This is a genomic window from Mesorhizobium intechi (genome assembly GCF_002879535.1).
GTDB classification, from domain to species: domain Bacteria; phylum Pseudomonadota; class Alphaproteobacteria; order Rhizobiales; family Rhizobiaceae; genus Mesorhizobium; species Mesorhizobium intechi.
The window spans coordinates 1-17409 of sequence record NZ_PNOT02000058.1; the positions used below are offsets into that span (position 1 = coordinate 1).

Annotated in this window: 21 protein-coding genes; 12 read left to right on the forward strand and 9 right to left on the reverse strand. The window is 64.7% G+C overall.

Annotated features, from left to right (window positions below):
* A partial coding sequence (locus tag C1D09_RS05135; RefSeq protein WP_143973290.1) for an ArsR/SmtB family transcription factor occupies positions 1 to 421 on the reverse strand: 421 nt, incomplete at its 3' end.
* Between the two features lie 147 nt (positions 422 to 568).
* Between C1D09_RS05135 and C1D09_RS05140 the strand changes: the two genes are divergently transcribed.
* Both C1D09_RS05140 and C1D09_RS05145 read left to right on the forward strand, forming a co-directional pair.
* On the forward strand, positions 569 to 925 hold the full coding sequence (locus tag C1D09_RS05140) for an NIPSNAP family protein (RefSeq protein WP_167514496.1): 357 nt from the start codon (positions 569 to 571) through the stop codon (positions 923 to 925).
* Positions 922 to 1266 carry an antibiotic biosynthesis monooxygenase family protein gene (locus C1D09_RS05145; protein ID WP_143973291.1) on the forward strand — a complete coding sequence of 115 codons (345 nt, stop codon included), beginning with the start codon at positions 922 to 924 and terminating at the stop codon, positions 1264 to 1266. Before C1D09_RS05140 ends, C1D09_RS05145 begins: the two co-directional genes overlap by 4 nt.
* A gap of 158 nt (positions 1267 to 1424) precedes the next feature.
* Here C1D09_RS05145 and mbfA read toward each other — a convergent pair whose 3' ends face one another.
* Entirely contained in the window at positions 1425 to 2408 is a 984-nt protein-coding gene (mbfA, locus tag C1D09_RS05150) for an iron exporter MbfA (protein ID WP_143973292.1), read from the reverse strand.
* A gap of 174 nt (positions 2409 to 2582) precedes the next feature.
* Here mbfA and C1D09_RS05155 point away from each other — a divergent pair, with 174 nt between their 5' ends.
* Positions 2583 to 2903, forward strand: coding sequence for a hypothetical protein (locus C1D09_RS05155; RefSeq protein WP_019862259.1), 321 nt, complete (start codon positions 2583 to 2585; stop codon positions 2901 to 2903).
* Between the two features lie 153 nt (positions 2904 to 3056).
* A complete protein-coding gene (locus C1D09_RS05160) occupies positions 3057 to 4034 on the forward strand; it encodes a threonine/serine dehydratase family protein (RefSeq protein WP_143973293.1) in 978 nt (325 codons plus the stop codon).
* Between the two features lie 82 nt (positions 4035 to 4116).
* Here C1D09_RS05160 and C1D09_RS05165 read toward each other — a convergent pair whose 3' ends face one another.
* The 4 genes from C1D09_RS05165 to C1D09_RS05180 are packed head-to-tail and all read right to left on the reverse strand — an operon-like array spanning position 4117 to position 7860.
* A complete protein-coding gene (locus tag C1D09_RS05165) occupies positions 4117 to 5253 on the reverse strand; it encodes an ABC transporter permease (protein WP_143973294.1) in 1137 nt (378 codons plus the stop codon).
* Complete coding sequence (locus tag C1D09_RS05170) at positions 5250 to 6170, reverse strand: ABC transporter ATP-binding protein (protein WP_143973295.1); 921 nt, start codon at positions 6168 to 6170, stop codon at positions 5250 to 5252. Before C1D09_RS05170 ends, C1D09_RS05165 begins: the two co-directional genes overlap by 4 nt.
* The gene (locus tag C1D09_RS05175; protein ID WP_143973296.1) at positions 6167 to 7120 is read right to left on the reverse strand and encodes an HlyD family secretion protein; all 954 of its coding nucleotides are present in this window, start codon (positions 7118 to 7120) and stop codon (positions 6167 to 6169) included. The genes C1D09_RS05170 and C1D09_RS05175 overlap by 4 nt, the downstream gene beginning before the upstream one ends.
* Positions 7117 to 7860, reverse strand: a complete 744-nt coding sequence (locus C1D09_RS05180) for a CerR family C-terminal domain-containing protein (protein WP_143973297.1) — start codon at positions 7858 to 7860, stop codon at positions 7117 to 7119. Before C1D09_RS05180 ends, C1D09_RS05175 begins: the two co-directional genes overlap by 4 nt.
* A 90-nt stretch (positions 7861 to 7950) precedes the next feature.
* Here C1D09_RS05180 and C1D09_RS05185 point away from each other — a divergent pair, with 90 nt between their 5' ends.
* The 3 genes from C1D09_RS05185 to C1D09_RS05195 are packed head-to-tail and all read left to right on the forward strand — an operon-like array spanning position 7951 to position 10222.
* Complete coding sequence (locus tag C1D09_RS05185) at positions 7951 to 8424, forward strand: CYTH domain-containing protein (RefSeq protein WP_143973298.1); 474 nt, start codon at positions 7951 to 7953, stop codon at positions 8422 to 8424.
* Positions 8421 to 9365 carry a CHAD domain-containing protein gene (locus tag C1D09_RS05190; RefSeq protein WP_143973299.1) on the forward strand — a complete coding sequence of 315 codons (945 nt, stop codon included), beginning with the start codon at positions 8421 to 8423 and terminating at the stop codon, positions 9363 to 9365. The genes C1D09_RS05185 and C1D09_RS05190 overlap by 4 nt, the downstream gene beginning before the upstream one ends.
* A gap of 56 nt (positions 9366 to 9421) precedes the next feature.
* Positions 9422 to 10222, forward strand: coding sequence for a C40 family peptidase (locus C1D09_RS05195; RefSeq protein WP_143973300.1), 801 nt, complete (start codon positions 9422 to 9424; stop codon positions 10220 to 10222).
* Positions 10223 to 10225: 3 nt separating this feature from the next.
* Here the strand turns inward: C1D09_RS05195 and C1D09_RS05200 are convergent, their stop codons facing one another.
* On the reverse strand, positions 10226 to 11026 hold the full coding sequence (locus C1D09_RS05200; RefSeq protein WP_143973301.1) for a helix-turn-helix domain-containing protein: 801 nt from the start codon (positions 11024 to 11026) through the stop codon (positions 10226 to 10228).
* A 113-nt stretch (positions 11027 to 11139) separates the two neighbouring features.
* Between C1D09_RS05200 and C1D09_RS05205 the strand changes: the two genes are divergently transcribed.
* The 3 genes from C1D09_RS05205 to C1D09_RS05215 all read left to right on the forward strand — a co-directional run bounded on the left by C1D09_RS05205 (position 11140) and on the right by C1D09_RS05215 (position 13103).
* Entirely contained in the window at positions 11140 to 12000 is an 861-nt protein-coding gene (locus tag C1D09_RS05205; RefSeq protein ID WP_143973302.1) for an SMP-30/gluconolactonase/LRE family protein, read from the forward strand.
* Positions 12001 to 12117: 117 nt separating this feature from the next.
* On the forward strand, positions 12118 to 12498 hold the full coding sequence (locus tag C1D09_RS05210; RefSeq protein WP_143973308.1) for a nuclear transport factor 2 family protein: 381 nt from the start codon (positions 12118 to 12120) through the stop codon (positions 12496 to 12498).
* On the forward strand, positions 12477 to 13103 hold the full coding sequence (locus C1D09_RS05215; protein WP_167514497.1) for a DNA-3-methyladenine glycosylase: 627 nt from the start codon (positions 12477 to 12479) through the stop codon (positions 13101 to 13103). Before C1D09_RS05210 ends, C1D09_RS05215 begins: the two co-directional genes overlap by 22 nt.
* A gap of 31 nt (positions 13104 to 13134) precedes the next feature.
* On the opposite strand, the gene C1D09_RS05220 is transcribed toward C1D09_RS05215, so the two are convergent.
* Positions 13135 to 14025 (reverse strand): LysR family transcriptional regulator, encoded by an 891-nt coding sequence (locus C1D09_RS05220; protein WP_143973304.1) that lies wholly within the window; start codon positions 14023 to 14025, stop codon positions 13135 to 13137.
* Between the two features lie 204 nt (positions 14026 to 14229).
* Between C1D09_RS05220 and C1D09_RS05225 the strand changes: the two genes are divergently transcribed.
* A complete protein-coding gene (locus C1D09_RS05225; protein WP_143973305.1) occupies positions 14230 to 15156 on the forward strand; it encodes a DMT family transporter in 927 nt (308 codons plus the stop codon).
* An 80-nt stretch (positions 15157 to 15236) separates the two neighbouring features.
* The gene (locus tag C1D09_RS05230) at positions 15237 to 15968 is read left to right on the forward strand and encodes a haloacid dehalogenase type II (protein WP_143973306.1); all 732 of its coding nucleotides are present in this window, start codon (positions 15237 to 15239) and stop codon (positions 15966 to 15968) included.
* A gap of 13 nt (positions 15969 to 15981) precedes the next feature.
* On the opposite strand, the gene C1D09_RS05235 is transcribed toward C1D09_RS05230, so the two are convergent.
* A partial coding sequence (locus C1D09_RS05235; RefSeq protein WP_143973307.1) for a SulP family inorganic anion transporter occupies positions 15982 to 17409 on the reverse strand: 1428 nt, incomplete at its 5' end.

Below are 17409 nucleotides of genomic sequence, written 5' to 3' on the forward strand. Positions count from 1 at the left end.
CCCTATCGTCGCGCAGCAATATGTCCTTCTCGACTAGGCGGTCGAGCATCGCCACCGCCTGCTCGCCGGCGAGATGGTCGTAGCAGACGCGGGCGATGCGCATGGCGCCGTCACGCGGACCCGGCCTCACGCGCTTCGGACCGACAGCCTCCGCGACACCGGTGATGGCCTCGATCATGCCTGCCACCTGCGGGCCGGCGAGGCCGTAATAGCGGTGCCTGCCCTGGCTGGCCAAGGTCAGCAGCCCGCCCTCCATCAGTTTCGACAGATGCGACGAGGCGGTCGGCAGCGACACGCCGGCTTCAAGCGCCAGTTCGCTCGCCGTCAGCGCCGTGCCGCCCATCAGGGCGTTCAGCATGTTGGCGCGGGCGGGATCGCCGACCAGGCTGGCGATGCGGGCGATGTCAGGTCCTTCACGCATAGTTCGTTCCCTATCGAAGCATTCCTGTCAGATAGCCACTATTCTCCGGTCAGATCAAGGAGCCGGGGCCGCGAGCGACGACGGCTCCTGACAGGAAATGCCTAGCACACCAATGCGTATGACGTTTCGACCGCGCTCGAAGCGTCGATGCGGGAACCCAAGGAGACGACCGTGACCATCACCTGCTTCATCCGCTATGAGATCGACCCATTCGGCAAGGCCGCCTTCGAGGAATATGCCCGCAATTGGGGCCAGGCCATTCCACGCTGCGGCGCCGATCTGATCGGCTATTATGCCCCGCATGAAGGCTCGGCGACGACGGCCTACGCCGCCTACAATATCGAGAGCCTGGCGGCCTATGAAGCCTACCGCGCCCGGCTTGCCGCCGATCCAGCTGGCAAGGCAAACTATGAGTTCGCCAAGCGAGAACGATTCATCCTTAAGGAGGACCGCATGTTCCTGAAACACGTCTCCGGACCGCACGCCAAGCTGGTGCTGCCGTGATCGCCGTCATCTTCGAGGTGCAGCCCGCGGAGGGCCGGCGCGATGCCTATCTGGCCATCGCCGCCAACCTGCGTCCCTTGCTCGACGGCATTGACGGCTTCATCTCGATCGAACGTTTTCAGAGCCTCGCCGATCCGAACCGCATCCTGTCGCTGTCATTCTGGCGCGACGAGGACGCGGTGAAGGCCTGGCGCAACACCGAAGAACACAGGCAGGCGCAGCAGGCAGGCCGCGGCGGCATCTTTGCCGGCTACCGATTGCGGATTGCGCATGTGGTGAGGGATTATGGCCTGACCGAAAGGGAGGAGGCGCCGGCGGACAGCCGGGCGGTGAACGGGTGAGGCCCCCCTTCCCCCTTGCGGGGGAAGGTGTCGCCCAAGCCGACGGATGAGGGGGATTCCAGGGAACACCAGCGCCTCACGCCGCTGGAACACCCCGCATCCGTATCGGCGCTCCGCGCCGATCCACCTTCTCCCACAGGGGAGAAGGCAAGAAGCCCTCACGCGTTCCCGATCAGCACGCCGGCCGCGAACACCAGCGCGCCGCCCAGCACCACCTGGAAGGCGGCGCGCAGGAACGGGGTCTGCATGTAGCGGTTCTGGACGAAGGCGATGGCCCACAATTCGAAGAACACCACCACCGCGGCAACGGCGGTGGCCGTCCAGAAATGCGGGATGAGATAGGGCAATGCGTGGCCGAGACCGCCGGCCGATGTCATGACGCCGGTGGTGATGCCGCGTTTTATCGGCGAGCCGCGACCCGAGAGCTTGCCGTCGTCGGAAGCCACTTCCGTAAAACCCATGGAGATGCCGGCGCCGATCGAGGCGGCAAGCCCGACCAGGAAGGTCTGCCAGGTGTCATGCGTGGCAAAGGCAGCGGCGAAGATCGGCGCCAGCGTCGACACCGAACCGTCCATGAGGCCGGCCAGGCCCGGCTGCACGTAAGTCAGGATGAACTGGCGCTGCTCGGCGGCGGCCTCTTCATCCTTCACGTCACCGGGCACGTGCTTCTGCTCCAGCCGCTGCGCCAGCGTCTCGTGGCCCTGTTCGGCTATCGCCAGGTCGTTGAGAAGTTTTCGCGTCGAGGCATCGGTCGTGCGCTTTGCCGCTTCGACGTAGAACAGATAGGCCTGCCGCTCCATGGCCTCCGCCTGGTTGCGTACATGCTCGATGCCGAGCGGCCTCACCAGCCAGTCGGGCTTGCGCTCGTAATAGCCCTTCACATGTTCTCGCCGGATCAACGGGATGCGCTCGCCGAAGCGCTGGCGATGAAGTTCGATCAGCGAGTCGCGGTGACCGTCCTCTTCCTCGGCCATCTCCTCGAACACCTTTGCCGATTGGGGAAAGCTTTCCGCCAGCCCGTCGGCATAGGCCCGGTAGATGCGCCCGTCATCCTCCTCGGATGAAATGGCCAGCGCCAGGATTTCCTGTTCGGAGAGCGAATCGAAGGGGCGGCGGCCGAAGCCGAAAACACGGGAAAGCATGAGGAAAAGACCCTAGTTTAGAATTGTTCTAAACTAGGGTCTGCCGTGCTCCGGGTCAATCGCGCTGGGGTCACGGCTCAAGAATTGTTGAAGCGCTCGAGCGGCCCCGCTTCTTCTTTATTGGCGAAGATTCACCTATATAGCTGAACCTAAAACAGGAACGAGGATCCCCGCATGACGAAGCCGCACCCTCAGCATTTCGACCCGAAACCCGTTCTCGATCTCATCGCCAGCATCGAGGCCGACCTGCAGCGCCTGAAAGGCCTGGTCGAGCAGCAGATCGAGAAATTCGACCCCGCCAACCCGCACAACAAGGCCCCGGACGGCAAGCTGACCGAGGAAGGGGTGGAGTGCTGCTACCGCATGTTCGACGAAGGCAAATCGCGCTATTCGGTGGCCCAGCAGATGAAGATCTCGTTTGCCGCCGCCACCCACCGTTTCAACAATTGGCGCAAGCTGGGCGGAACCAAGCGGCAGCGGACGTTGCTTGGATGAAACCGGCGAGATGTCGGTGGACTGCCGGGACGGCGTGACAGTGCCCCCCGGTCCATGCCCGACAAACTTTGTAACGGTCACATTTTTTCATTGGTGCGCCACGTGCCTTTGCAGGCATCATGGGAAGAGATTGTCTCTCTTGTTGGACCTCGCATGACCACCCCTCCCGGCATCGCCGACATCCACGCCGCCGCGGCGCGGCTTTCCGGCCTGATCGTCGAAACGCCGTTGATCGAATCGGCCGAGCTGAACAAGCGCCTCGGCGGCCGCGTCCTGTTCAAGCCGGAGACGTTGCAGCGCACCGGTTCGTTCAAGTTCCGCGGCGCCTACAACAAGCTGTCGTCGCTGAGCGAGGAAGAGCGCAGCCGTGGCGTCGTCGCCTTCTCCTCGGGCAATCACGCGCAAGGCGTCGCCGCTTCGGCCGCCATGTTCGGCGTCAAGGCGGTCATCGCCATGCCGGCGGACGCGCCGGCGATGAAGATCGGCAATGTCCGCAAGATGGGGGCGGAAGTGGTGCCCTTCGACCGCTTTCGCGATGACCGCATGACCGTCGTCCGCCCCTTTATCGACAAGGGCATGGTGCTGGTGCCGCCGTTCGACGATCCGGCCATCATCGCCGGACAAGGCACGATCGGCCTTGAACTCATGCGGCAGGCCAGCGCCCTCGGCGTCAGCCTCGACGCCGTCGTCATTCCCTGCGGCGGCGGCGGCCTGTCGAGCGGCATTTCGCTGGCGGTCAAGGATGCCTCGCCAGGGACCGCGGTCTGGGCGGTCGAGCCCGAGCATTTCGACGACACGCGCCGCTCGCTCGCCGCCGGCGCAAGGATTTCGAACGAACCGGGTTACAGCTCCATCTGCGATGCGATCCTGACCGCCGAGCCGGGCGTCATCACCTTCGAAATCAATCGCAAAAACCTCGCCGGCGCCATCGCCGTCTCCGACAAGGCAACCGCGCAGGCGATGCGCGATGCCATGGCCTATCTCAAGCTGGTCGTCGAGCCGGGCGGCTGCGTGGCGCTGGCGGCACTGTCGTCGGGCGAGATCGAGCTATCAGGCAAAAGTGTCGCCGTGGTGCTGTCCGGCGGCAATGTCGATTTCGGCACCTATGCCGCGATCATGGCGGCCGCTTGATTGCCTTGTCCCCGCTACCGCCATCCAATCCATTGGCCCGCACGTAGCGTGGCTTTTTCGGCGACCTCCTTGCGAGCGCCGGTCAGTCCAGCGTGCGCCTGAACCGCAGCAGCGCGGTGCCCGCGAACACCAGCACGAACACGGCCAGCCAACCGATCTCGGTGGCGATGGCATGGAAGTCGGCGCCCTTCAGCATCACCGCGCGGGTGATGCGCAGGAAATGCGTCAGGGGGAAGATCTCGCCCAACGCCTGAGCCCAGCCCGGCATGCCGCGATAGGGGAACATGAAGCCCGACAACAGCAGCGACGGCAGGAAGAAAAAGAAGGTGAGCTGCATGGCCTGCATCTGCGAGCGGGCCATGGTCGAGATGGTGTAGCCGAGCAGCACCAGCGACAGCACGAAGACAAGCACCGACGACAACAGCAGCGTCAGGCTGCCGACGAAAGGGATATCGAACAGAAGCTTTGCCGCCACCAGCACCACCGCGACCTGCACCGCGCCGACGACGAGGAAGGGCAGCACCTTGCCCAGCATGATCTCGGCCGGACTGGACGGCATGGCGAGCAGGTTCTCCATGGTGCCGCGCTCGGTTTCGCGGGTCAGCGCCATGGCCGTCATCATCACCATGGTCATCTGCAGGATGACGCCGAGCAGGCCGGGCACGATGTTGTATTGCGAAACGCCTTCCGGGTTGTAGCGATGGTGCACCACCACCTGCAGCTGCTGCCTGGCGTTCTCCGCGGCCGCCGCCTGCATGCCCTGGGCGCGCAGCAGCGCCTGGCTCGCCACCGTGCTCAGCGTGGAAATGGCGCCGCTCGCGGCGGAGGGATCGGTCGCGTCGGCCTCGATCAGGATCTGCGGATTGTCGCCACGCTCGACTCGGCTGGCGAAGTCGGCCGGGATGGTGACGACGAAGGAGACGTCGCCGCGCGCCATCAGGAACTCCGCCTCTTCGGCGCTCTCGGTAACATGGTCGAAATGGTAGTAGCCCGTCACCTGCAGCGCCGAGACCATGGCGCGCGTATACTGGTCGTTGCTCATCGCCACCAGCGCCGTCGGCAAGCCCTTCGGATCGTTGTTGATGGCAAAGCCGAACAGAACCAGCTGCAGCAGCGGCACGCCGAGCATCATGGCGAATGTGATGCGGTCGCGGCGCATCTGGATGAATTCCTTGATGAGCAGCGCGCCGAGCCGGGCGAGGGAGAAGACGCTGTTCATGCCATATTGTCCTTCGACCCCGACATGAACTGGATGAAGACATCCTCCAGGCTGGTTTCGCCCGGCGCGACGGTCACGCCCTCGTGCTCCTTCTCGACATCGGCAAGCGCTGCTTCGAGCTTCCTCCTGTCGGAACCGACGACATGCAGTGTGGCGCCGAAAGGCGCCACCTGGTCGACGCCGGGGCGGCCCTGCAGCTCTTCGGCCACCTTGGCCATGCGCGGACCCTGCACCACGAACGTCGTCAGGCCGGCGTTTTTCACCACCTCCTCAACGGTGCCGGTGGCCAGCATCTTGCCGTAGGAGATGTAGCTGATGCGGTGGCAGCGCTCGGCTTCGTCCATGTAGTGGGTCGAGACCAGCACGGTGAGCCCGCCGCTGGCGAGGCGATGGATCTCGTCCCAGAATTCGCGCCGCGCCTTGGGGTCGACGCCCGCCGTCGGCTCATCGAGCAGCAGCAATTTCGGCTTGTGCATGATGCAGGCGGCAAGCGCCAGCCGCTGCTTCCAGCCGCCGGACAGCGTGCCGGCCAGCTGGTTGCGGCGCGTGGTCAGCCCGAGTTCCTCCAGCGTCCTGGCGACATACTCCTCGACCGGTTTCAGCTGGTAGAGCCGCGCCACGAATTCGAGGTTCTCACCGATGGTCAGATCCTCGTAGAACGAGAATTTCTGCGTCATGTAGCCGACTTCGCGCTTGATGCTGAGCGTGTCGGTGCGGATGTTGAAGCCGAGCACCGTGCCTTCGCCTTCGTCAGGCGTCAGCAGGCCGCACATGATGCGGATGGTGGTGGTCTTGCCTGAACCGTTCGGGCCGAGGAAGCCGACGATCTCGCCTTCGGCGACCGACATCGTCACATGGTCGACGACGGTCTTGTCGCCGAACCGTTTGACCAGACCGTGAACGTCGATGGCGTTCATTTTGCCGCTTCCGCAAGATCGACGTCGACAATCTGGCCGGGCTGCAGCGGGCCCGCGCCGCCCTCCGGCCGTGCCTCGACGAGATAGACGAGCTTCTGCCGGTTCTCGAGCGAATAGATCACCGGCGGGGTGAATTCGGGATCGGGCGAGACATAGCTGACGCGTGCCTTCACATCGGGCCCGCAGCCGTCGCAATGAACGCTGAGCAGGCTGCCGATCCTGACCGAGGCGAAGGCGGCCTCCGGTATATAGACGCTGAGCTTGACCGCGCCATCAGGCAGAATCGAGATGACCGGCGCGGTCGGACCGGCCGTGTCGCCGGGATTGCGGATGACGTCGTTGACGCGGCCGGGCGAAGGTGCCGCGAGCGTGCGCTTGGACAGCCGCCACTTGGCCTGCTGCAGGGCTGCCTGCGCCTGCTTGACCTGATTGTCGGCGGCCTTGATCGTCTCGGGCCGCGCCGGCAGGCCGCCGACGGCGAGATTGGCCTGCGCCTGGCCGACCTGGGCGTTGGCGGTCTCCAGCGTCGCCGACGCGGTGTCGTAGTCGGCCTGGGTGCCGGTGCCGCGCTTGAACAGGTCGGCGGCGCGGTCGTATTTGCGCTTGGCATCGTCGGCCTGCGCCTTGGCCATGTCGACCTGGGCCTTGAGTGCGGCGATCTCTTCCGGGCGCTTGCCGACCTGCAGATCGGCGAGCTGCGCCTGCGCCTGGGCGAGGCTTGCCTCGGCTTGCGCCACCGCGATGCTGGCGTCGGCGCTTTCCAGCGTCACCACCGTAGCCCCCGGCGTGACGCGATCGCCGCGCTTGACGGCGACGGTCTCGACCTGCGCCACCTCGATCGGCGCCAGCAGCACATAGTCGCCCTCGACATAGCCGACGGCCAGTGGAGCGGCGGGCGCACAGGCACCGAGGAGTTGAGCGGCAAGCGGCAAGGAGCAGAGGAAACTCATCGTTTTGATCCAATTGGGGGTTTGGGTCCCATTTCGGGTTTTGATCCCATTCGGGCGGCCAGTATGGCGCCGAGATTGTCCGTCGTGACCGCAACGACCTTGGCGGCCTCGGCGGCGCCGATGTCGTGCCACCCCATGCGGCGCTTGACCGCCTCGCGGCCGATGCGGAAATAGACGACCTGGCCGATCAGCGTGAACACGGTGAGCCGGGTCCGCTCGCTTTCGGCCGGCTCGCCGGTCGCCTGCTCCCAGAGATGACATAGCCGGCGATGCGTCGGCTCGAACACGCCGTCATAGATGCGGTCGAGCGCCGCGGTGGGCTGCTGCAGTTCGCGCAGCAGGAACTGCACGATCTCGCCGGCTCGCGGCTGCGCCACAACGAAGCCGACGATCCCCTCTATCGCGGCGAAAAGCTGCGCGCGGGCCGCCTCCGCATCTGTGGACGGCGCGGGCTGACCACTGCCTGGCGCCTGGCCGGCGCCCAGTGCCTGGCCGGCAACCGCCTGGATGGTCTCGACGATATAATCGGCGGCGGCGGCGCGGAGGCCTTCCTTGCCGCCGAAATGATAGGCGATCGAGCCGATATTGGCCTGTGCCTCCGCGGCGATCTCGCGGGTCGAGGTGCCGTCGAAACCCTGCCGGCCGAACAGTTTCAGCGCCGCCTGCACGAGTGCGGCGCGGGTCAGATCGGCCGGAGAGGTCTCGCGGCGCGGAATTTTGGCGTCGGGCGATTTGATCATGGCCGAACTTTAATCAATCGATTGATTAAAGTCAACTTGTCTTCGGAGTCGTCTTGCCATCGCCCGCGCCAAACGCTTTAGTGCGCGGCCATGGGCAAGGAAGTCGAGCGTAAGTTCCTGGTCTCCAGCACCGCATGGCGGGAGCTGGCCGAGGCGGATATCCGCATCCTCCAGTTCTATCTCGCCACCGCACCCGGGCGAACCGTCCGCATCCGCATCAGCGACGGCGCCTCGGCCAGGCTGACGCTCAAATTCGGCTGCGGCGTGCGCGAGCGCGACGAATTCGAATATCCGATCCCTCTGGCGGATGCCCTGGAGATGCTGGACTTCGCCATCGGACGTGTCATCGAGAAGACACGTCACCATGTTAGGCATCGCGGCTATCTCTATGAAGTCGATGTCTTTGGCGGCGCACTCGCGGGACTCGTGGTGGCCGAACTCGAGACTCCGGAAGATGTGCCGGACGAAATGCTGCCTGACTGGCTCGGCCGTGAAGTGACCGGCGAGCAGAAATTCTACAACGCGTCGCTCGCCCTCGGGGGGATGCCGGAGATCGCCGCATGAGCTTTCGCATTGACCCGCGCCTGCCGCTGACCGGCGAGGTCCGGCGCATCCTTGCCGAGGAAATCGGCAAGGCGCTCCGGCATCTGGATGCGGCGCGCAGCCGGCCGGAACAGGGGCTGCACAAATGTCGCAAGCGGCTGAAGAGCGCGCGTGCCCTGCTGCGACTGGTTCATTCCGGTGACGAAACATTCTGCGCGACCGAGAACCAATGCTATCGCAACGTGGCGGCGCTGCTCGCGGCCCCCCGCGAGGCAACGGCGCTGATCGAGACCCTCGACCGGCTGGCGGCGGCTGCTCCCAAGGAGAGCGCCGATGGCGGGCTCGACGCCGTGCGCGACAGGCTGGTCGCCCGCCAGCAAGATTTGCATGGCGGCGCCGGCCTGGAAGCGGCGATCGGCGCGGCGACCGCTGCCTGCGAAGACGGCATGAAGCGGATCGAAAGCCTCGTCTTGCCCGACCAGCCGGAACAGGCGGCCGACGTGCTTGCCGAAGGCGCACGCGTCATTCTGCGTCGCGCCAAAAAGGCGCTCGACAGGGCCGGCGCGCGCGGCGAAGCCAATGATTTCCATGATTTGCGCAAGGCCGCCAAGACGCATGGCATGCACCTGTCCCTGCTGGGCAGGCTGTGGCCGACGCCGATCAAGGCGCGGCGCAAGGCTGTCGATGAACTGGGCGAGCGGCTCGGCGAACTGCATGACCTGTTCGTCATGCGCGCCCGGCTCGAGGCGGAGGACGAGCCGCTGGGGCCGCGCGAGGACACAAAGCTTCTCGGCAAGCTCTTGAAGCGCTCGGAGAAGCAGTTGCGGAAGTCCTGCCTTGCCGAGGCGGCCGAACTGTTCGGCGACAGCCCCAAGCGCTCGACACGCAAGCTGGCCCGCAAGGCACGCGACGACCTGGCCAGCCCGACGCCGCATGACGAGACGAACGCTTCCGCCGGCTGACCAAACGGCGGGGCCGCTGGCACTCCCCCGCCGGCCCGTGCTAGTCACGCTCCACCATGACCGAGCCCGGCGACACGCTTCTGGATCGACTTGGCCGCTGGCTTGCCGGCCGGCTGCAGCAGGAATCGTCCGGCTATGAGCCCTATACCCCATCCGACGCCGAGACGCTGCGCCGCACGCTGGAGCCGGGCGACATCCTGCTGATCGAGGGCAACCAGAAGATTTCGGCGGCGATCAAATACCTCACCCAGTCGACATGGTCGCATGCTGCCTTCTATGTCGGCGACGCGCTGGCCGAACCGGAGGACGGAACCGAGCGGCGGCGGCTGATCGAGGTAACGCTCGCCGAAGGCTGCGTGGCGGTACCCCTGTCGCGCTACCGCACCTACAACACCCGCATCTGCCGGGCGAGCGGGCTGACTCCGGAGGACCGCGACCATGTCGTCGCCTTCATGATCGGCAAGCTCGGCCTGAAATACGACCTCAAGAACATATTCGACATGTTGCGCTACTTCTTCCCGACGCCGCCGGTGCCGGTGCGTTGGCGCCGCCGCATGCTGGCCTTCGGCTCCGGCGACCCGACGCGGGCCATCTGCTCCTCGCTCATCGCCGAGGCCTATGGCCAGATCCGCTATCCGATCCTGCCCGAGATCACCCGCGCGCCCGGCCGCGCTTCGGCGCAATCGGCCTATATGCGCAAGGAAATCCTGCATATTCGCCACCACTCGCTCTACACGCCGCGCGACTTCGACCTGTCGCCGTTTTTCCGCATCGTCAAGCCGACGCTGGAATATGGTTTCGACTACCGGCAGATGGTCTGGGACGACAAGGCCGCCGAGACGAAGGCGGCGGAATAGCATTCAAGCTGGAAGGGGGCGCCGTCCTTTCGCGGCGGGCTGCTCGGGCGGCGTTGCACCGGCATCTCGCGGGTGCGAGCCGATCGGCATGATCGCGGGAAACGGCGTCGCCCCGAAGGCAAAGGTGAATTTGTAGCCGGTGAGCCCATCCTCGGGCGTCGTATGCTGGTCGTGATGGGCGAGCAGCTTGGCGCGCTCGGCCAACTCCTCCGCCTCGCGCCGCACCATCTGCGCCGTCTCCGGCCGCATGCGCCTGGAGAAGCTGACGAAAGTCGCCTCCTTGTCGATATGGGTGATGGCCCAGCCGATGAAATTCTTGTTGGTCATCTCGAACAGCGGCCTCAGCGGCCCTTCGAAATTCCACTGGATCGGCGTTTCGACCAATAGTCTTGCCGTGAGACCCCGGCCGAGCGCGATCAGGCCGAGTTCCTCGAGGTCGCGCAGGTAGAGGAACATCGAGGCCTCGCTCAGGCCTTGCGAACGCATGATGCCTTCGGGCGTGAACTTTTCCGACAACATGACGAAGATGAACAGCAGCGCCGGCCGGCCGGCGAGCCGGCGTTCGATCTCGGGCGCGATGTGGTTGACCGGCCCCGGCCCGCGGCTCATCGAGCCTAGCACGTTCTCCAGCTCGACGCCGGCGGCCGTGCAGATCTCCACAAGCCGGTCGAGCTTGCAGTTGCGCTCGTGGAAGATGCGCTTCACCGTCGGCTCGGAAACGCCCATGCGTTCGGCAAGCGCGCGATAGGTGACGCCCTTGGCCTTCAGCGTCCGCTTCAGCGCCTCGAAGATCAGACCGTTCATGGGATGCACCTCTTGCCGGCAGTTTCGTATCGATATTCGATACTAGCGGCATTCAGGCTTTCCGAGAAGTATCGAAAATCCTAGCTCTGGCCTGTCATCACAGGAGAACAGCCATGAACCGCCTCTCAGCCTTTGCCTTTGCCGTCTCCATCGGTATCGCCGCCGCGCCAGCCGCCCAGGCCGGCGAGCTCTGGCGCGCCACGGGCCTCGAACAGCCGGAATCGGCGCTGTTCGACGCCGCCAACAACCGCATCATCGTCTCCAACATCGTGGGCAATCCCGGCGCTGCCGACGGCAATGGCTATCTCTCCGTGCTGTCCCTCGACGGCAAGACGATCACCCAGCACTGGACCGACGGCATGGACGCGCCCAAGGGCATGGCGATATCCGGCGGCAAGCTCTATGTCGCCGACATCACCAAAATCCGCGTCGTCGATCTCGCCAGCGGCAGGCTGATCGCCAGCATCGTGGTGCCGAATGCCGTCTTCCTCAACGACATGACCTCGGACCACACCGGCAAGGTCTATGTCAGCGACATGCTGGCCGACACGATCTACCGCGTCGATGGCGACCGGCCGGAACTGTTCGTCAGGGATGCGCTGCTCGCTTCGCCCAACGGCGTCTTCGCCGACGGCGACAGGCTGATCGTCGCCTCCTGGGGCAAGGGCATCAAGCCCGACTTCAGCACGGCCGAGCCAGGCGGGCTGCTTGCCATCGACCTCGCCAACAAGGCGATCTCGCCGCTGCCAGGCGCGCAGAATTTCGCCGACCTCGACGGCGTCATCGCTATCGGCGACACCATCTATGCCACCGCCTACATGACCGGCACGCTCTACCGCTACAAGGCCGGCGGCGCCCCGCAAGCGGTGGCGCATTTCAACCCAGGCAGCGCCGACATCGGCACCGACGGCAAGTCGATCCTCTACGTGCCGCTGATGAACGAGGGCGAAATCGCAGCGCTGAAGCTCGACTGAGAGCCGCCGCTCTTGGGCCGGTCCGTGCCACCTCTCGCTAACAGCCGTTGGATGGACCGTGCTACCACGGTCCATCCACGGTGACGATCAAGGAGGATTGCGATGGACGACATTGCCATGGAAGACCGGGACATCCCCACCGCTCTGGATCGTCACTGGGCTGCCTCCGATGCCGGTGACTTCGAGGCGGAGCATGAGATCTACCGGGAGGATGCGGTGCTCGACTATCCGCAATCGGGCGAGCGCATCCGCGGGCGGCGCAACATCCAGTCCTCCCGCGCCGCGCAGCCCAACCGCAAGCGCTTCAGCGTGCGGCGGATCACCGGCGCCGATGGCCTCTGGGTCACCGAATACGTCCTGACCTATGACGGGCGGCCATCCTACACGGTCAGCATCATGGAGTTCCTCGACGGCAAGGTGGTGCGCGAGACCCAGTATTTCAGCGACCCGTTCGAGCCGGGACCGTCGCGCGCGAAATGGGTCGAGCGCATGCCATGAGCCATGGCGAAGATCATCCGCCGATCGCCCGTTCGGAGTTGCCGGGCGAGACGGTCGCGCTCGCCCGCTTCCTCATCGGCAAGCTGGTGGTGCGCGATTTGCCAGAGGGCATGGTCAGCGGCCGCATCGTCGAGACCGAGGCCTATGTCGTCGGCGACGCCGCCGGGCATGGTTTCAGGGGGATGACCCCGCGCAACCGCTCGCTGTTCCTCGAGCGCGGCCACGCCTATGTCTATCTCGCCTATGGCATCTCCATGATGCTGAATGTCTCGAGCGAGACGGAAGGAATCGGAACCGGCGTCCTGATCCGGGCGCTCGAGCCGCTCGAAGGCATTGACATCATGCGGCGCAATCGCGGCGTCGCGCGCCTGCGTGACCTGGCGCGCGGGCCGGGAAGGCTGGCGGCGGCGTTGCGGATCGATCGGTCTCTCGACGGGCTCGACCTTTGCCGGAAAGGGCCGCTATGGCTGGCGAAGGATGGCCAAGAAGCCGGCGAGATCGGGCAGGGCATCAGGATCGGCATTACCAAGGATGCGGACCGCCTGCTGCGGTTCTATGTCAGGGGCAGCCCGTTCGTCAGCGGCCCGAGATCGCTTCAGGAGTAGGTGACCGGCCAGCTTTCGCAGCGCGTCGCGCTCAGACGGCGATTTGAAGCGTCCCGTAACGCCGGACCTCAGCCTCGATCTCCCTGACCAGAGTCTCCAGCGCGGGGTTCCTGGGGGTGCGCGCGCGCCTGATGACGTAAGCCAGGTCTGGAGGCTTGGGGAATTTGTCGTCGACGATCTCCATGCCGGGCTGCAGGTACCGCTGACTCAAGAGCGCGACGCCGAGCCCCGCTGTCACGCCTGCAATGATCCCGGCTGCGCTGGAGCATTCGAACACGGTCTCCAGCACCGTATCCTCGTCCTGCCCGACGTCGATGCCCCAGCGTCGGTAAAAGCAATTTTCATCGAAGGAAAGAAAGGGAACCGGCTTCCCGTTCGGCAGAATCAGGTCGCGCGATTTCACCCAGTGCAGCGTCTCGCGGAACAGGAGGATGTCGGCGGGGCGGACCTCGTGCTGGAAGACCTGGATGATGGCGGCATCAAGGGCCCCCTGGCTTAGCTGCTCCTGCAACACGAGGCTCATGCGCACCTGCGTGCGCACGCTCACCTCCGGGTAGAGCCGGCGAAATCGGCCGAGAATGCGCGAAAGGTCCGTGCAGGTCGTATCCTCGGTCATTCCCAGCGCGATCTTGCCTTGCAAAGAGCTTTTCGACAGGCTCAGCACCGCCTCGTCATGGATGCCCAGAATGCGCCGCGCATAGCCAAGCAGATCCTGTCCGGCCGTGGTGAACATCGGCGCATTTGCTTTCCGGGTGAGGATTTCGCAGTCGAGACTCGTTTCAAGCCTCCTGATCTTGTGGCTGACGGCCGACTGCGACAGGCCGAGAATCTCGGCCGCGCGTGTGACGCCGCCGTGCTTCTCGATCGCGACCAGTGCGCGCAAGGCGTCGACATCCAGTCGGCGGCTCATCACTCCCGCCATGACAATCCTCGCTCGAAACCAACCCGACGCGTCAATTTCTGATCCTCCGATGTCATTCAGGCAAGTTGATATGCCGGTTTTTGGACCGCTTCATGATCATATCGAAATTTGTCATGTGCAGGGCGCGTGCCTGTCGTCGATAGTCCGCGCCAAAAATGGCCGTGATCCGCTTCCGGGTCACGGGCGCCTGACCAAAGAGATGCCATGACGCTCCTGCACGCCAAAGCCCATCGCCTCGTGTGGCCAATGATGGCGACGGCGCTGGTCGTCAGCTGGAGTTCCGGCTTCGTCGGCATCCGCTACGCCAGCGAGAATGCCGATGTCATGCTGGTGCTGTTCTGGCGGACGCTGATGGCCGGATTGATCCTCTTGCCATTTGCTCTCCTGATCGGAGCGCGCATCAACGCCGGCGCCCTGGTCCAGCAGATGGTCTTCGGCGTGGCGACGATGTTCCTCTATCTCGGCGGATTCGCGCTTGCCATCGGCCAGCGCGTGCCGACCGGCCTTGTCGCGCTGATTTCCGATCTTGTGCCCCTCGCCATTGCAGCCTTGTCGCAGCCGGTTCTGGGACACCGACTGACCGGGAGGCAATGGATCGGAACGGCCCTCGGAGCGGCGGGCGTTCTCATCGTCTCGCTGGACAGCCTGAGCCTCGGGACGGCGCCGGCCTGGGCATATCTGCTGACAGTCGCTTCCATGATGGTTCTGGCGCTGGCAACCCTGGTGCAGAAGCGGATGGGGACGATCAATATGCCCATTCACCAGAGCCTGTGCATTCAATGCCTGACGGCGGCAGTCCTTTTCGCCGCTTGCGCGGAATGGAATGGCGGGCTGATGCCGCCCCTCGATGCCCGTTTCGGGTTCGGCATCGCCTGGCTGGTGCTGTTCTCGACCTTCTTCTGCTACGGCACGTATTATGCAAGCCTGCGCCTCTACACGGCCTCGCAGGTCAGCAGCGTGATCTATCTCAGCCCACCAGTGACGATGCTCTGGGGCTGGTCGATGTTCGGCGAGCCGCTTTCGAAGGCGATGGTGGCCGGCCTTGCAGTCACACTGTCCGGTGTCTGGATCATCTCGTCGGGCAGCGCAGCGTCCAAGGACTTTCAGCTCAGTCAGCATCATGTCGGCTGATCACCGAGGCGATCGACTGATGATCGATGGCGATCCACCCCAGCGTCGTTTCGCCCATGCACATCAAAGGAGGTAGTTTCATGAAACTCATGGATTTCAAAGCCCTGACCTTCGACTGCTACGGCACCCTGATCGACTGGGAGTCCGGCATGATCGACGGCCTGAAGGCGCTGACGGAAAGGGCTGCCCGCACCTTAAGCCGCAACGAGATTCTGGAGGCGCACGCCCGGCACGAATCCAGCCAGCAGAAATGGACGCCGGGGAAACGCTACCGCGACCTCCTGGCGATCGTTTACAAGCGACTTGCGGAGGAGTGGGGTGTCGTCGTCACTCGAGAGGAATGCGTGGCGTATGGCGAAAGCGTGAAGGATTGGCCGGCTTTCGCCGACTCCGCGGAAGCCTTGCGGTACCTCAAAAAGCACTACAAGCTGATCATCCTCTCCAACGTCGACAACAAGAGCTTCTCATCCAGCAACAAGAAGCTCGGCGTTGATTTCGACGCGATCTATACAGCGGAAGATATCGGCTCCTACAAGCCTTCCGACAGGAACTTTGACTATATGCTCGAAAAGCTCGGAACGATCGGGATAGAGAAGCGCGAGATCCTGCACACCGCGGAAAGCATGTTCCACGATCACGTTCCCGCAAATCGCTGCGGCCTGACATCGTGCTGGATCTATCGCCGGCATGCGGATCAGGGCTTCGGCGCGACGATGAATCCCGGCGATGTACCGACGGTGGATTTTCGCTTCGACAGCATGGCCGACCTCGTGAAGGCGCACGCCGAAGAAATACGGGGCGCTGACATCTGAGGCGCCTGGCTGCCTATTGCGTGGCGGCACGCGCCGGCGGAACCGCCAGTTGCGTCCGTGCATCGCTGATCGATGCGGCATAGGTCACCAGCGGCCGCTTGACGCCGTGGTTGATCAGGGTGCGCCGTATCTGCGGAGAGGCGCCCGCTATGATGAAGCGCACGCCGGCGCGCCTGGCCTTGTGGGCCGCGCTTTCGATGACATTGGCGGCCGTCGAATCGAAGAAGGGCACCGCCGAGCAGTCGAGGATGAAGTTCTTGCGCTGGTCGGCGATGCGGTCGAGCACGCTGCCGACCGTGGAGGCGGCGCCGAAGAAGAAGGCGCCCGAGATGCGATAGACCACGGTGTCGGCGTCGCTCGCCTCGCTGGCATCGTAGGCGCTGGCGGCGTTGACGCTATCGGCGACATCGTCCTGCACCAGATGCGCCTCGACCGCGATCGACTTGGCCATGCGGTCGATGAACAGGATCGAGCCCAGCGCGAAACCGACGACGATGCCTTCGGTCAGGTCACGGAAGACGACGATCAGGAAGGTCGCCATCAGCACCAGCGCATCGCCGCGCGAGGCGCGCAGCAACGTCGCGAAAGCCTGCTTCTCGAACATGTTCCAGCAGACCACCGCCAGCACGCCGGCAAGCGCGGCAAGCGGGATGTAGCTGGCCAGCGGCGCCGCCACCAGCATGAAGACCAGCAGGAACAGCGAATGCAGCATGCCCGAGACCGGCCCATGCGCGCCGGCCCGCACATTGGTGGCGGTGCGGGCGATGGTGCCGGTGACGCAGATGCCCCCGAACAATGCGGATGCGATGTTGGCGAAACCCTGCGCCACCAGTTCGCAGTTGGAACGGTGCCGCCGGCCGGTCATGCCGTCGGCGACCACGGCCGACAGCAGCGATTCGATGGCGCCGAGCAGGGCGAAGGCAATGGCGTCCGGCAGCACCGCGACGATCTTGCCCATGGCGAGCGTCGGCAGCGTCGGAAACGGCAGGCTGCGGGGAATGCCGCCATAGCGCGTGCCGATGGTTTCAGCCGGCAACGCCAGCAGCGCCACCACCAGCGAGGCAAGTCCGACGGCGATCAGCATGCCCGGCCAGCCCGGCCGCCAGCGCTTCACCGCGACAATGGTGACGATGGTCAGCACCGCCACCAGCGTCGCCGAGATGTTTACCGTGCCGGCCGCCTGCCCGATCGCCATCAATTTCGGCAGCAGCGGGCCCGGCTCCGGCCCCGCGAGCTTCAGCCCGAACAATTCGACGATCTGGCCGGAGAAGATGATGATCGCAATGCCGGCGGTGAAACCGACCGTCACTGGATAGGGAATGAATTTGATGTAGGTGCCAAGCCTGAGATAGCCGATGGCGAGCAGGAAGACACCGGCCATCATCGTTGCCAGGAGCAATCCGTCGACACCTTCGCGCTGGACGGTCGCCGCCACCAGCAC

What these genes read in the sequence shown, in the direction of transcription:
- C1D09_RS05160 (WP_143973293.1), top strand. Translation starts at nt 3,057, where the DNA reads ATGACCACCCCTCCCGGCATCGCCGACATCCACGCCGCCGCGGCGCGG.
- C1D09_RS05230 (WP_143973306.1), top strand. Translation starts at nt 15,237, where the DNA reads ATGAAACTCATGGATTTCAAAGCCCTGACCTTCGACTGCTACGGCACC.
- C1D09_RS05225 (WP_143973305.1), top strand. Translation starts at nt 14,230, where the DNA reads ATGACGCTCCTGCACGCCAAAGCCCATCGCCTCGTGTGGCCAATGATG.
- C1D09_RS05140 (WP_167514496.1), top strand. Translation starts at nt 569, where the DNA reads ATGCGGGAACCCAAGGAGACGACCGTGACCATCACCTGCTTCATCCGC.
- C1D09_RS05155 (WP_019862259.1), top strand. Translation starts at nt 2,583, where the DNA reads ATGACGAAGCCGCACCCTCAGCATTTCGACCCGAAACCCGTTCTCGAT.
- C1D09_RS05220 (WP_143973304.1), bottom strand. Translation starts at nt 14,025, where the DNA reads ATGGCGGGAGTGATGAGCCGCCGACTGGATGTCGACGCCTTGCGCGCA.
- C1D09_RS05165 (WP_143973294.1), bottom strand. Translation starts at nt 5,253, where the DNA reads ATGAACAGCGTCTTCTCCCTCGCCCGGCTCGGCGCGCTGCTCATCAAG.
- C1D09_RS05190 (WP_143973299.1), top strand. Translation starts at nt 8,421, where the DNA reads ATGAGCTTTCGCATTGACCCGCGCCTGCCGCTGACCGGCGAGGTCCGG.
- C1D09_RS05200 (WP_143973301.1), bottom strand. Translation starts at nt 11,026, where the DNA reads ATGAACGGTCTGATCTTCGAGGCGCTGAAGCGGACGCTGAAGGCCAAG.
- C1D09_RS05185 (WP_143973298.1), top strand. Translation starts at nt 7,951, where the DNA reads ATGGGCAAGGAAGTCGAGCGTAAGTTCCTGGTCTCCAGCACCGCATGG.
- C1D09_RS05195 (WP_143973300.1), top strand. Translation starts at nt 9,422, where the DNA reads ATGACCGAGCCCGGCGACACGCTTCTGGATCGACTTGGCCGCTGGCTT.
- C1D09_RS05215 (WP_167514497.1), top strand. Translation starts at nt 12,477, where the DNA reads ATGGGTCGAGCGCATGCCATGAGCCATGGCGAAGATCATCCGCCGATC.
- mbfA (WP_143973292.1), bottom strand. Translation starts at nt 2,408, where the DNA reads ATGCTTTCCCGTGTTTTCGGCTTCGGCCGCCGCCCCTTCGATTCGCTC.
- C1D09_RS05210 (WP_143973308.1), top strand. Translation starts at nt 12,118, where the DNA reads ATGGAAGACCGGGACATCCCCACCGCTCTGGATCGTCACTGGGCTGCC.
- C1D09_RS05175 (WP_143973296.1), bottom strand. Translation starts at nt 7,120, where the DNA reads ATGAGTTTCCTCTGCTCCTTGCCGCTTGCCGCTCAACTCCTCGGTGCC.
- C1D09_RS05180 (WP_143973297.1), bottom strand. Translation starts at nt 7,860, where the DNA reads ATGATCAAATCGCCCGACGCCAAAATTCCGCGCCGCGAGACCTCTCCG.
- C1D09_RS05205 (WP_143973302.1), top strand. Translation starts at nt 11,140, where the DNA reads ATGAACCGCCTCTCAGCCTTTGCCTTTGCCGTCTCCATCGGTATCGCC.
- C1D09_RS05170 (WP_143973295.1), bottom strand. Translation starts at nt 6,170, where the DNA reads ATGAACGCCATCGACGTTCACGGTCTGGTCAAACGGTTCGGCGACAAG.